At 68.6% G+C, this 13,153-nt stretch carries 8 protein-coding genes; 5 read left to right on the forward strand and 3 right to left on the reverse strand.

The window, feature by feature from the left end; genetic code table 11:
• Positions 1–146 precede the first annotated feature (146 nt).
• From ACTYVM_RS08140 to ACTYVM_RS08150, 3 genes are all read left to right on the forward strand, one after another.
• Positions 147–1,523 (forward strand): uracil-xanthine permease family protein, encoded by a 1,377-nt coding sequence (locus ACTYVM_RS08140; protein ID WP_445525240.1) that lies wholly within the window; start codon positions 147–149, stop codon positions 1,521–1,523.
• A 180-nt stretch (positions 1,524–1,703) separates the two neighbouring features.
• A complete protein-coding gene (locus ACTYVM_RS08145; protein WP_445525241.1) occupies positions 1,704–1,889 on the forward strand; it encodes a hypothetical protein in 186 nt (61 codons plus the stop codon).
• Positions 1,890–2,206: 317 nt separating this feature from the next.
• Positions 2,207–3,319: a PP2C family protein-serine/threonine phosphatase gene (locus ACTYVM_RS08150; RefSeq protein ID WP_445525242.1), complete on the forward strand. Its 1,113-nt coding sequence runs from the start codon at positions 2,207–2,209 to the stop codon at positions 3,317–3,319.
• 213 nt (positions 3,320–3,532) lie between these two features.
• On the opposite strand, the gene ACTYVM_RS08155 is transcribed toward ACTYVM_RS08150, so the two are convergent.
• Positions 3,533–5,332 carry a SpoIIE family protein phosphatase gene (locus tag ACTYVM_RS08155; RefSeq protein ID WP_445525243.1) on the reverse strand — a complete coding sequence of 600 codons (1,800 nt, stop codon included), beginning with the start codon at positions 5,330–5,332 and terminating at the stop codon, positions 3,533–3,535.
• Positions 5,333–5,625: 293 nt separating this feature from the next.
• Between ACTYVM_RS08155 and ACTYVM_RS08160 the strand changes: the two genes are divergently transcribed.
• Positions 5,626–10,347 carry a HAMP domain-containing protein gene (locus tag ACTYVM_RS08160; RefSeq protein WP_445525267.1) on the forward strand — a complete coding sequence of 1,574 codons (4,722 nt, stop codon included), beginning with the start codon at positions 5,626–5,628 and terminating at the stop codon, positions 10,345–10,347.
• Complete coding sequence (locus tag ACTYVM_RS08165; protein WP_445525244.1) at positions 10,344–10,928, forward strand: response regulator; 585 nt, start codon at positions 10,344–10,346, stop codon at positions 10,926–10,928. Before ACTYVM_RS08160 ends, ACTYVM_RS08165 begins: the two co-directional genes overlap by 4 nt.
• A 577-nt stretch (positions 10,929–11,505) precedes the next feature.
• Here ACTYVM_RS08165 and ACTYVM_RS08170 read toward each other — a convergent pair.
• On the reverse strand, positions 11,506–11,814 hold the full coding sequence (locus tag ACTYVM_RS08170; protein ID WP_445525245.1) for a hypothetical protein: 309 nt from the start codon (positions 11,812–11,814) through the stop codon (positions 11,506–11,508).
• 92 nt (positions 11,815–11,906) lie between these two features.
• Positions 11,907–13,118 (reverse strand): MFS transporter, encoded by a 1,212-nt coding sequence (locus ACTYVM_RS08175; protein ID WP_445525246.1) that lies wholly within the window; start codon positions 13,116–13,118, stop codon positions 11,907–11,909.
• Positions 13,119–13,153: the final 35 nt, after the last annotated feature.

Raw genomic sequence — 13,153 nt, forward strand, 5'->3', positions numbered from 1 at the left:
GTCGACGTGCAACCCGGTAGGTCCTCGGCAAGCGGGCCAGGTCACGCGGATGACAGTCGGGTGGGCCCGGCACCGGGGGTGGTGCGAATGACCGACCGCTGATCTTGTACTTTCCGTTCGGCAAGTACACGAATGGAGAGTGTTGAATGTCCGGTTTCGGGTGGAAGCTGCACGGGGATGGTCGCCATCTGAAACCAGGTGAGGTCGTCAAGCCCGACGAGCGGCTCACCTGGACCCGGACGATCGGGTTGGGTGCGCAGCATGTCGTCTCGATGATCGGTGCCTGTTTTGTCGCCCCGGTGCTCATGGGGCTCAACCCGAGCCTTGGCCTCATGGCCTCGGGTGTCGCGACCCTGCTGTTCCTGGTCATGACGCGCGGACGGGTCCCGAGCTACCTGGGATCGTCGCTCTCCTTCGTCGGTGTCGCCGCTGTCATCGGAAGCCAGGGCGGTGGGCCGGCGGAACTCACCGGCGCGCTGTTTGTGGTGGGCCTCGCCCTGGCCGTGGTCGGTGTCGTGGTCCAGTTCCTGGGCGCGCGGGTCATCCATGCGGTGTTGCCGCCGGCGGTGACGGGCGCCGTCGTCATGCTGATCGGCTTCAACCTCGCTCCGGTGGCTGCGGGGACCTACTGGCCGCAGGACCAGTGGACGGCGCTCGCCACGATGCTGTTCACCGGCCTCGCGCTCGTCGTCCTGCGCGGATTCTGGTCACGTATCGCCATTTTCCTGGGGCTGGTCTTCGGTTACGCGCTCTCCTGGATCCTTGACCTCGCCCTGGGCAAGATCCACTCCGCTAACGGCAGCGGCAAGGTCGTGGACCACTGGCGTCTCGACCTGAGCTCGGTCAAGGAAGCCGCCTGGATCGGCTTCCCCCACATGCACGCGCCCTCGTTCAGCGCGTCGGCGATCGTCGTCGCCCTCCCTGTCCTGATCGCTCTGGTAGCCGAGAACACGGGCCACATCAAGGCGGTCGGCGAGATGACCGGCGACTCTCTCGACAACAAGCTCGGCACTGCCATCGCCGCGGACGGCGCGGCCACCATGATCTCCACGGTCGCCGGTGGCCCAGCCACGACCACGTACGCCGAGAACATCGGCGTCATGGCCGCCACCCGCGTCTACTCGACCGCCGCCTACATGTGCGCCGCGTTCTTCGCGCTCCTCTTCGGTCTGTGCCCGAAGTTCGGGGCGTTCGTCGCGGCCATCCCGGGCGGTGTGCTGGGCGGAATCACTGTCATCCTTTACGGCATGATCGGTCTGCTCGGCGCTCAGATCTGGGTCCGCAACAAGGTTGACTTCAGCCAGCCGCTCAACCTGATTCCGGCCGCCGCCGGCGTCATCGTCGGCATCGGCGGCGTGTCGCTGAAGATCACCGACAACTTCGAGCTCAGCGGCATCGCGCTGGGCACCCTCCTGGTGCTCACCGGCTACCACTCCCTCCGTTGGCTCTCCAAGGCTGCGGGCACGCCGCAGGGAGCGCTGCTGGACGAGGGCACGACGAGGTACGACGACTCAGTGGCGTAAGGAGGGGAACGCGCGCTGACGGACACGTGCCGGGCGCGGCGAAGCTGTTTCAGTCGCCGTTCGCGCCCGTTCCCGTTGCCGTCTCTGTCGCGGTGGCACCGAGGAGCGGCTGCGGCGGCTCCGCGACCAGGTGCAGGCCGCCACACGGGAAGACTGGTCACCGCGCGGACCGGATGCGCTGTGCTACGGCACCTGCTGCCCCAGGCACCCGAGAAGGAGGCGACCCTGCTGATCGCCCGGCTGCACACACCGCCCGCCGGCTCCACCGCCACCTGGGAGTTCCCGGCGCCCCCGGAAGCGGCGGCCCAGGCCCGGGACGCGCCGAGCGCGCCGCCGACTGGGCGTATGAGAGCCCGTCGGTACTGATCCGCCGCCTGCGTACCGACCTTCTCGCCCACGTCGGTTGCATGGCCGGGGCGGGGGTCGGTGTCGCGGCCGGATCTGTTCGTCAGCGACATCGGCCAGTACCGGTGCAGTTCGTACGGCCCGCCGACACCACCGCCCGATCTGGCCGGTGTACGAGGTCGGGCTGGACGCGGTGACCGTGCCGGCGGAAGCCGGACGGCGGTCGGCCGCAACGGCGGGTACATGGAAGTATGCCCTCCGAAAAGTGCCCAGCAAGCCGTCGCCGGCCGTGGTACGAGGCGCGTGGCCTGGTTGCTGTTCCGCTTGCGTTGATCGTGGTGATCACCACGATCAACCTGGCCACTCCCGGCCACCCGCACGTCGGACCGCTCCTGATCGTCGCGCCGGTGCTCGCCGCGGTGACCCTGGGGCCAAAACTGACCACGCTGACCGGAGCGTTGGCCCTGGCGGACCAGGTGATCTTCGCCGTCCTTCTCAGAGACCTCCACTCGGCGCAGCGCATGACGCAGATCTTCGCCGTGGTGGCGGCCTCCGCCTTCGCCGCGCTCCTGTCCGGGATGCGGGAGCGGAAGGTACGGGAGCTGACCCGGGTGCGCCAGGTCTCCGAGATCGCCCAGAACCTGGTCCTGCGCCCGCTGCCCCCACAGATGGGGCCCCTGCGCGTGGCCGCGGTCTACCTGGCGGCGGAGCACGAGATGAAGATCGGCGGCGACCTGTACGCGGCCGCCCGCACCGCCCACGGTACCCGGCTGCTCATCGGGGACGTCCGAGGCAAGGGCCTGACCGCTGTGAGCGACGCCGCGCTCCTGCTGAGCGCCTTCCGAGGGGCCGCCCACCGGCAGACGGGCCTGGCGGAACTCACCGCCTACCTGGATGCGAGCGTGTGCTGGAATTTGACGGAGCCCGGTGAGGAAGAGCTGGCGCAGGAGTGCTTCGTCACCGCGATGCTCATCGACATCCCCGACCATGCACCCACGGTCCAGATCGTCCACTGTGGTCACCCCCCGCCGCTGCGGCTACGCCCGGGACAGGCCACCGCGCTGTGCGCCCACCAGGCCGGCCCCCCTCTCGGCCTGCAGCTGGACACGCCCTGTCACTGTGTCGACACGTTCGACTTCGGGCAGGGCGACCTGCTCCTGCTGTACACCGACGGCGTGACCGAAGCTCGCAACTCCCGCGGCGACTTCTATCCCCTCGCTGAACGCGCTGCCGCCTGGAGCGGGCAGAGCCCCGAGGAACTCCTGGAGCACCTGCGCACCGACCTGCTCGCACACGCGGGAGGCTGGTTGGACGACGATGCCGCCATGATCGCCCTCGAACGCCCGGCAGAATGGATCCGGCACAACACCGTGGCGCTCCCCGTCAGCCACCCGAGTGCTGCCACAAGCCGTCGGCACCTGTTTTCAATCCTGACCTGTGGTTCTGCGTAGGTCAGGAATCGAACGGAGCCTATTTCGAAACTGCTTGTCGCAGGGACATGTCGATGCGGACTCGGCGAATCGTGGGCACACCCCGCTTCAGGAGATGCCACGGGCCGGAGGACCGCACGAGGCGGTGGCTGTGCCCTGTGCCCGGGGATGAGCGCTGCGTCCGACCGGCTCCCGGACCTTCAAATCCATTGCCATGGCGTCCGCGTCTCAGGTTCAGCCTTGCGTCCGTCGCGCCCCGAGCACCGGAACGGCTTCCAGGACCAGCACGGCCAGGTCGTCGTCGATCGGTTCGGTACTGAAGTCGTGAGCGGCTCGCCGGACCCGTTCCGCCACGGCCTTCGCGCCCAGTCCGGCGCATCCCCGAAGCACCTCCGCCAGGCCGTCGTTGTCGTCCAACTGCCGTGTACCGCTGCGGCGTTCGGTCACTCCGTCGGTCACGCACAGCAACGTCTCACCCGGCGCGAGGGTGAAGGTGCTGGCATGGAACTCCTGACGCTTGTCGATTCCCAACAGCATCTGCGGATCCACGGCCGGAGTTACCGAGCGGTCTGTCGACAGCCGCAACGGAAGCGGGTGCCCGGCGCTGGCAATCGTGCATCGCGTGCCGCCGGCGACCACATCCGGTTCCAACTCCCCGTACAGCAGGCTCAGAAACCGGGAGCCCTCCTGCTCCCTGCCGAATGCCATGGACTCGGCGGCCTCCTCCGCCATCGCGATGTTCAGCCGGTTGAGCAGGGACTCGACGCCGTGGCCCTCACGTGCCAGCAGCCGTATGAGGTGCCGGGCCAGACCGGTGGCGGACATCGCCCCCAGGTCGTGGCCGCACACGTCGCCGAGCAGGAAGCACCAGCGGCTGTCTCCCATCGGGAACAGGTCGTAGAAGTCCCCGCCGACGGTCTGGCCCTCACCGCAGGGCTCGTAGACGATCGCCGTGTCGACGCCCGGAATGGCGGCGAGGGACGTGGGGAGCTGGCTGCGCTGGAGTGTGCGGCTGATGCTCGCCTGCCGGGTGTAGCGGCGGGCGGTGACCACCGCCTGGGCCACCCGCCGGGCCACGTCCTCCGCGAGCCGTACGACGGCGTCGGTCAGGCGAGGGAGTCCTGTCTGGCCGATCAGGAGCGTGCCGTGGCACTGCCCATTTGCGACCAGCGGGAACGCAAGCGCGGAGCCGCACTTCTCGGCGTCCGTGCAGACGGGCCAGGGCCACGGGGAGCCGGTCGTGTTCAGCCTGGTGGGTGGAGGGTCATTCTCCAGCGCCAGGCGGAGTGTATGGATCCGCCGCTCGTCCATGTGCCAGACATGGGAGAGCCGCATCTCGGTGCTGTCGGCGGTCAGCCATACGCCGCACCAGTCGGCGAGCCTGGGGACCAGGAGCTGTCCGGCAAGCGCTGCGACCATGTCTTCGTCCAGTTGTCCGGCGAGGAGCTCGCCGGCCTCGGCGAGGAACGACTGTCCTTCGCGCTCGGCCCACTCGACGCTGTGGCATTGGTCGCGCTGCGGTGCGGCCGTAACGGGCCCGGGGGCCAGCAGCTCACGGGGGACGGCTTCGATGATCCCCTGCTGTCCGGTCTGGGGCGGGCTCTCCAGCGCGCACTCCACACAGAACCAGACGGCCTTCTCGGCGTGCCGGTAGGTCACCCCCCACGACTGGGCCAGTGCGCGCATCAGCTGCCGGCCGTATCCGGGCATGTCGTTGCCCTTTCCGTCACGGAAGGTGTCGGATGGGCTCCGGTCCAGCGCTTCGACCACGACACCCACTCGCCCGGCCCCACCCTGCGCGGCATCGGCCGGCGAGCCTTGACTGGCGTCGAAGCGGCAGACCACTTCGATCTCGAACGCGGCCTGCGTGGCGACGCTGGTGACCAACTCGCTGACGAGGAGCACGGCGTCGTCGAGGAGCCGCTCGCTGATCGCCGGCATCCCGGGGAACTGACGGGCGGTCCGCTCGAGGAGCGCGGCGCGCAGGAACTTGCGCGCCACCGAGGCCGCAAGCTCGTTGGCGGGTACACGCATCCGCGACACGGGTTCGTGCAGATCAAGGGACGACCTCACTGGCGACTCCTGGCCGGTCCAATGCCGAAACCTACATTGCGAATGTAGCCTAAAAGGGAGGTAATCGGATTTTTTGCTCGCCAGGGAAATGGGTTGTCATGAAGCCTGCCACCCAGCCCGACCTCGCTTCTCGCGAGCCAGAGCTCCGGGAGCGGGGGCCCGTTGAAACCGGCCCCGCATCCGCCGTTCCACCCGGCCCGGCCTCGGACGGCGAGTGGATACGAGTGACCGAATTGCGTCCGCTGCTCGCGGCCATGAATTCGTTTTGCGACGGCGACTTCACTGTACGTACAGAGGGATTGTCCGAAGGGGTCCTCGCCGAGATGGCGGGGGTGCTCAACCAGATCATCGTGCGGAACGCGCATCTGTCCTCGGAGCTTGAGCGGGTGCGCCGGGAAGTGGTGCGGCAGGGACGGCTGGATGAGCGGCTCGCGGCGAGTCCCGGGCAGGGAGCGTGGGCCACGAGCGTGGAAGCGGCCAACACGTTGCTGGAGGCGTTGGTCGTCCCGGTCATGAACGCCACCCGTGTCCTGGATGCTGTCGCGGGCGGTGATCTGACGCAGCGTGCCGAGTTGCACGACGGCAAGCGCCAGCTTCGCGGCGATCTGCGCCGCCTGGGGCGTGGGGTGAACCGGATGGTGGAGCAGCTGTCGCTGTTCACCGGCGAGCTGACCCGCGTCGCCCGGGAGGTCGGTACCGAGGGCCGTCTCGGCGGGCAGGCCACGGTGCAGGGTCTGGTCGGCGACTGGCGCGATGCGACCGAGGCCGTGAACACGATGGCCTCGCGGCTGACCGCGCAGGTGCGCGACATCGCGGTGGTGACCACGTCGGTCGTGCGCGGTGATCTGACCCGCCAGGTCACGGTCGAGGCGAACGGCGAGCTGCTGGAGCTGAAACTCACCGTGAACACGATGGTCGACCAGCTGCGTGCGTTCGCGGATGAGGTGACGCGGGTGTCCCGTGAGGTTGGTACGGAGGGCCAGCTGGGCGGGCGGGCACAGGTGGCGGGCGTCTCGGGCGTGTGGAAGGACCTGACCGACAATGTCAACTTCATGGCGTCGAACCTGACCTCGCAGGTCCGCAACATCGCCCAGGTGACGACGGCGGTCGCCAACGGCGATCTGAGCCAGAAGATCACGGTGGACGCGCGCGGCGAGATCCTGCAGCTGAAGGAGACCGTGAACACGATGGTCGACCAGCTGTCGGCGTTCGCGGACGAGGTGACCCGCGTCGCCCGCGAAGTGGGTACCGATGGCCGGCTGGGTGGCCGGGCGCAGGTCCGCGGGGTGTCCGGGGTGTGGAAGGACCTCACGGACAACGTCAACTTCATGGCGGACAACCTGACCTCGCAGGTCCGCAACATCGCCCAGGTCGCCACGGCCGTCGCCCAGGGCGACCTCGGCAAGACGATCACCGTGGAGGCGAAGGGGGAGATCCTGGAGTTGAAGTCGACGATCAACACGATGGTCGACCAGCTGTCGGCGTTCGCGGACGAGGTGACCCGCGTCGCCCGCGAGGTCGGCACCGAGGGCAACCTGGGTGGCCAGGCGCAGGTTCGCGGGGTCTCGGGCGTGTGGAAAGAGCTGACCGACAATGTCAACTTCATGGCGTTGAACCTGACCTCGCAGGTCCGCAACATCGCCCAGGTGACGACGGCGGTCGCCAACGGCGATCTGAGCCAGAAGATCACGGTGGACGCGCGCGGCGAGATCCTGCAGCTGAAGGAGACCGTGAACACGATGGTCGACCAGCTGTCGGCGTTCGCGGACGAGGTGACCCGCGTCGCCCGCGAAGTGGGTACCGATGGCCGGCTGGGTGGCCGGGCGCAGGTCCGCGGGGTGTCCGGGGTGTGGAAGGACCTCACGGACAACGTCAACTTCATGGCGGACAACCTGACCTCGCAGGTCCGCAACATCGCCCAGGTCGCCACGGCCGTCGCCCAGGGCGACCTGTCGAAGAAGATCGATGTGGACGCGCGCGGCGAGATCCTGGAGTTGAAGTCGACGATCAACACGATGGTCGACCAGCTGTCGGCGTTCGCGGACGAGGTGACCCGCGTGGCCCGCGAGGTCGGCACCGAGGGCAACCTGGGTGGCCAGGCGCAGGTCCGCGGGGTCTCGGGCGTGTGGAAAGAGCTGACCGACAATGTCAACTTCATGGCGTTGAACCTGACCTCGCAGGTCCGCAACATCGCCCAGGTGACCACGTCCGCCGCCAACGGTGACCTGTCGAAGAAGATCACGGTGGACGCGCGCGGCGAGATCCTGCAGCTGAAGGAGACCGTGAACACGATGGTCGACCAGCTGCGTGCGTTCGCGGACGAGGTCACCCGCGTCGCGCGCGAGGTCGGTACGGAGGGGCGGCTGGGTGGCCGGGCGCAGGTCCGCGGGGTGTCCGGGGTGTGGAAGGACCTCACGGACAACGTCAACTTCATGGCGGACAACCTGACCTCGCAGGTCCGCAACATCGCCCAGGTCGCCACGGCCGTCGCCCAGGGCGACCTGTCGAAGAAGATCGATGTGGACGCGCGCGGCGAGATCCTGGAACTGAAGACGACCATCAACACGATGGTCGACACACTCTCCTCGTTCTCCTCCGAGGTCACCCGCGTCGCCCGGGAGGTCGGCAGCGAGGGACAGCTGGGCGGCCAGGCCCGTGTGGAGGGAGTCTACGGAACGTGGAAGCGGCTGACCACCAACGTCAACGAGCTGGCCCTCAACCTCACCACCCAGGTGCGGGCGATCGCGGAGGTGGCCAGCGCGGTCACCCAGGGCGACATGTCCCGCGCCATCACGGTTGAGGCGCAAGGCGAGGTCGCCGAACTGAAGGACAACATCAACCTCATGGTCTCCAACCTCCGCGAGACCACCCGCGCCAAGGACTGGCTGGAGTCCAACCTCACCCGTATGGCCGCCCTCATGCAGGGCCACCGCGACCTCGTGGAGGTCGCCGACCTGATCCTGCGCGAGCTGACCCCGTTGGTGAACGCGCAGTTCGGCGCCTTCTTCCTGGCCGAGGCGGGTGCGCCGCACGGCGAGGGCCTGCAGTTCATCGCCGGGTACGGCACCGACCAGGCCGGCGAGAGCAGCCCGCTCCCCGGTATCGGCACCCCGGGCCGGGGCCTGATCGCACAGGCCGCGCAGGAAAAGCAGCGCATCCTCGTCACCGACGTCCCGCCGGACTACATCACCATCAGCTCCGGGCTCGGCATGGCGTACCCGGCCAGCATCGTCATCCTGCCGATTCTCTTCGAGGATCAGGTGCTCGGCGTGATCGAGTTGGCCTCGCTCAGCAAGTTCAGCGATGTGCACCTGGCCTTCATGGACCAGTTCGCCAACACGATCGGCGTCTCGATCAACACGATCATCGCCAACTCCCGAACGGAGTCCCTGCTCTCGCAGTCCCAGCGCCTCACCTCCGAGTTGCGCGAGCGGTCGGACGAACTGCAGAGCTCCAACGCCGAGTTGGAGGAGAAAGCCGCCCTGCTCGCGACCGCCTCGCGGTACAAGTCGGAGTTCCTGGCGAACATGTCGCACGAGTTGCGCACCCCGCTCAACTCGCTGCTGATACTGGCCCGGCTGCTCGCCGACAACCCCGACGGGAACCTGTCCGAACAGGAAGTGCAGTTCGCGACCACCATCCACCGCTCGGGGTCGGACCTGCTCCAGCTGATCAGCGACATCCTCGACCTGTCGAAGATCGAAGCCGGCCGGATGGACGTGCGCCCGAACATACTGCCGCTGGTCAAGCTGCTCGACTACGTCCACGCCACGTTCCGGCCGCTCACCATCGACCGAGGCCTGGGCTTCGACATCGCCGTCGGCGAGGACGTACCGGCGGAGCTGTACTCCGACGAGCAGCGCCTCCAGCAGGTGCTGCGCAACCTGCTGTCCAACGCCCTGAAGTTCACCCACGCCGGCAGCGTGGAACTGCGCGTCGACCGGATGCCGGGGGAACAGTTCGAGGAGGAGACGCTCAAAAACGCCGAAGCCATCATCTCCTTCTCCGTCAAGGACACCGGGATCGGCATCGCCCCCGAGAAGCTTCCGATGATCTTCGAGGCGTTCCAGCAGTCCGAGGGCACCACCAACCGCAAGTACGGCGGCACCGGCCTCGGCCTGTCCATCAGCCGGGAGATCGCCGGGATGCTCGGCGGCAAGATCATCGCCGAGAGCGAGCTGGGCGTGGGCTCCCGCTTCACCCTCTACATTCCCTCGCACTACCCCGGCGCCACCACCGGGCAACGCCTGGCGGAGCTGCGCACCGTCGACGTTCCGCCCACTCCTCCCGCAAAGACCCGGACGCCGGAAGCCACCGCCGAAGACGTCCCACCCGGGCCCGTGTTCGACAGCGCGGGGAGCCTGAGCGGCGACATCCTGGATCCGGGCCGCCTGAGCCCGGACGACCTGATGGGCAGGGAAGCCACGGGGACCGCAGACGGCCGCGAGGACACCTGGCCGGAGACGACCCGGCTCAAGGAATGGCTCAGCGGGCGCCCCGGCCGCGTACTGGCCGGCCGGCGCATCCTCATCATCGACGACGACATCCGCAACGTCTTCGCCCTCACGCACGTACTGGGCCGCGTCGGCATCACCGTGAAGTACGCGGAGAACGGCCGGGAGGGTCTCGAGGTCCTGGAACGGTTCCCCGAGGTGTCCCTGGTCCTGATGGACATCATGATGCCGGAGATGGACGGATACGAGGCGATTCGCGCCATCCGAGGCACCCCCCGTCTCGCACACCTGCCGATCATCGCGCTCACCGCCAAAGCGATGCCCGGGGACCGCGAGAAGGCGATAGACAGCGGCGCCTCCGACTACGTGCCCAAACCAGTGAACATCGACCGCCTGTTGTCGGTCATCTGCGATCTGCTCGACCCGCAGAGCAGCTCCTCGGAGCCGACGCAGGACCAGGACACCACCGACGAACCCTCCCGCCCGGACGAGGACGCCGATCCGCCCAGGGGCGCGCCATGAGCATCAGTGCGGAAGACCAGTGCAGCATCCTGATCGTGGACGACATGGAGGAGAACCTCATCGCGTTCGAGGCCGTGCTCGGCCCGCTCCACCAGCACCTGGTCCACGCGCGTTCGGGGGAGCAAGCGCTGAAGGCGATGCTGCGACAGGAGTTCGCCGTCGTCCTTCTGGACGTCCGGATGCCCGACATGGACGGCTTCGAGACCGCCGCCAACATCAAGCGCCTCGACCAGACCAAGGACGTGCCCGTCATTCTGGTAACGGGAACCGAGCCGGGCGCCGACTACACCTACCGGGGATACGCGATCGGCGCCGCCGACTTCATCACCAAGCCCATCGACCCATGGGTGCTGCGCACCAAAGTCAACGTCTTTCTCGATCTGTACCGCAAGAACCGCCAGCTGGCGACGCGCGCGCACCCCTCGGACACGGACCGGCTCGCGGACATCACCAAGCGACTCGCCCAGATCGAGCTGCTGCTCCGCAACAATCCGGAAATCGAAACGGCCGCTCTCGTCGACCGCATCACGGAGTTGGAACGCGCGGTGAGCACCCTCCTGCCAAGCCGCACCGGCGGCTGACAATCATGTGCGTTCGCGTTGCGGTCACTGTGACCGTTCGCCGAACGATTCCTTCTGGCCCTCCAAGCCCTCACCACGCACAGCCGCGAGCCTAGTGCCGCGGCAGGCAACGTTTGCCCCGTCGCGACGCCCGGCACTCCCCCAAGCTCTTCGAGCAGGGGGGACCCCCACTCGCCGCACCGGCCGAAAGCCCAAGTATGTCCAGTACGAGGACTTCCGGCCGGCACTCCCCCAAGCTCTTCGAGCAGGGGGGACCCCCAGAGCACGCACCGGACGCCGCTCCTTGACGGGCAAACGTCACCTGACGCGGCACTAGAGACCGCGTTCGAACGACCCACGTCGCCCCGCACGCCGGGCACTCGGCCCGGCCGGCACGGCTCAACTCCGCGGCCGCCCGTCTACGTGACCGCAGGTCACGAGGCCTCTGCCTGGACGACGCGCTTCGGGCGGGTTGCCATCCGGGGTTTCGGCATCGCGCCCGCACCCGCTCGGAAGCTGTGGCCCTTGTCGTCGTTACTGGACAGCCGTCGCTCGACGTAGCCGTCCCAGGGACGCTCGCACTCCGCCGTGTCGTCGATCACCGCGTCGTGAGCGCCCCGGTAATGGAGGCAGGTCGTGAGGTCTCGGTGCAGGGATGTGCGCTGCCGAAACCGGAGTCGAGGATCTGGTACAGGGCCCCGGCGTCGATATCGGTGCCGGTGTAGTGCCTCACGCCCTGCTTCTTCAGCCACAGCAGCCGTGCCATGTCGATGATGTCGGCGATGCTGCGGTTGTCGAACGCGCGGCCGGATTTTCCGATGTCGACGATCGGGTCCATCACGACCTCGATGTCCTCACCTTCCGCCGGCTTCCCGGCATGCTCCATCTGGAGTTCCGGGCTGATCACGTCGGGCCGGTCCTTGGAGACCCGGACGGATGTTGGTTCCGAGCGACGAAGGAGGCGCCGAACACGGCCACGACGTGCTGGGACGACATCGTTCAGGGCCGCGGGTCGGGAACCGCGGTGCTCGCGGGTCCGACCTTCGACCGGTTCCGGTCGCCCGCCCTGAGCACCCCCGCGAAGGCGACCAGGCCGCACGCCAGCAGGGTCACCAGGCCGAAGGACACCACCAGGCTGGTCGCCTGGGCCAGTCCGCCGATCGCGCTCGGGGCGACGAGTCCGGAGGTGTAGGTGATGGTCGCGACGCCCGCGATGGCCTGGCTGGGGTTCGGGCCGCTGCGGCCGGCCGCGGCGAAGCACAGCGGTACGACGACCGCGATACCGAGGCCCATCAGCGCGAACCCGGTCATCGCCACCGCCGGGTGGCCCCCCGCGACGACGAACAGGCCGCCCAGGACCGCCAGCACGCCGCTCGCCCGTACCGTGCGCACGGCGCCGAACCGGTCCACCACCCGGTCGCCCGCGATCCGCGCGATCGCCATGGTGAGGGTGAAGCCCGTGGTGCACGCCGCCGCGAGGCCGGCCGAGGTCTCCAACTGGTGCCGCAGGTAGACCGCCGACCAGTCCAGGCTCGCGCCCTCCGCGAACACCGCGCAGAACCCGATCGCCCCGATCAGCAGAGCCGACTTCGGCGGCAGTGCGAACCGCGGCGGCGGCTCCTCGTCCTGCGCGGGCTGGAGGTCCAGCACCCAGGTGCAGGCGGCGACGCCCAGCACGGTCAGCACGGCGGCGGCCAGCAGGTGGTGCAGCCGCGCGTCCGAGCCGAGGTGCGCGGCGACCGTGCCGGCCGCCGAGCCGACCAGGGCGCCGGCGCTCCACATGCCGTGCAGCCCGGACATGATCGAGCGGTCGAGCCGGTTCTCGACCTCCACCCCGAGGGCGTTCATCGCGACGTCCGCCATGCCCGCGGTGGCGCCGTAGACGAACAGGCTGAGGCAGAGGGTCAGGAGGTTCGGAGCGAGGGAGGGCAGGACGAGGGCGAGCGTCCACAGGGCGATCAGGCCGCGCAGCGCGTTGCGGGCGCCGAAGCGGTGGCTGATGCCGCCCGCGAGCGGCATCGCGAGGGACGCGCCGAGCGCCGGGAAGGCCAGCGCGAGCCCCAGCTGCCCGGGGCTGACCGCGGCGTGGTCCTGGATCCACGGCACGCGGGTCGCGAACGAGCCGGTGACGGCGCCGTGCACGGCGAAGACGGCGGCCACGGCGTACCGTGCGCGCCGCACCTCGTGCTGTTCGTAGACCACTGCACTCATTGTCCGGCCCCTCCCGGGCTGACCGCCGTTGCCCC

This window comes from Streptomyces cyslabdanicus, assembly GCF_052663305.1.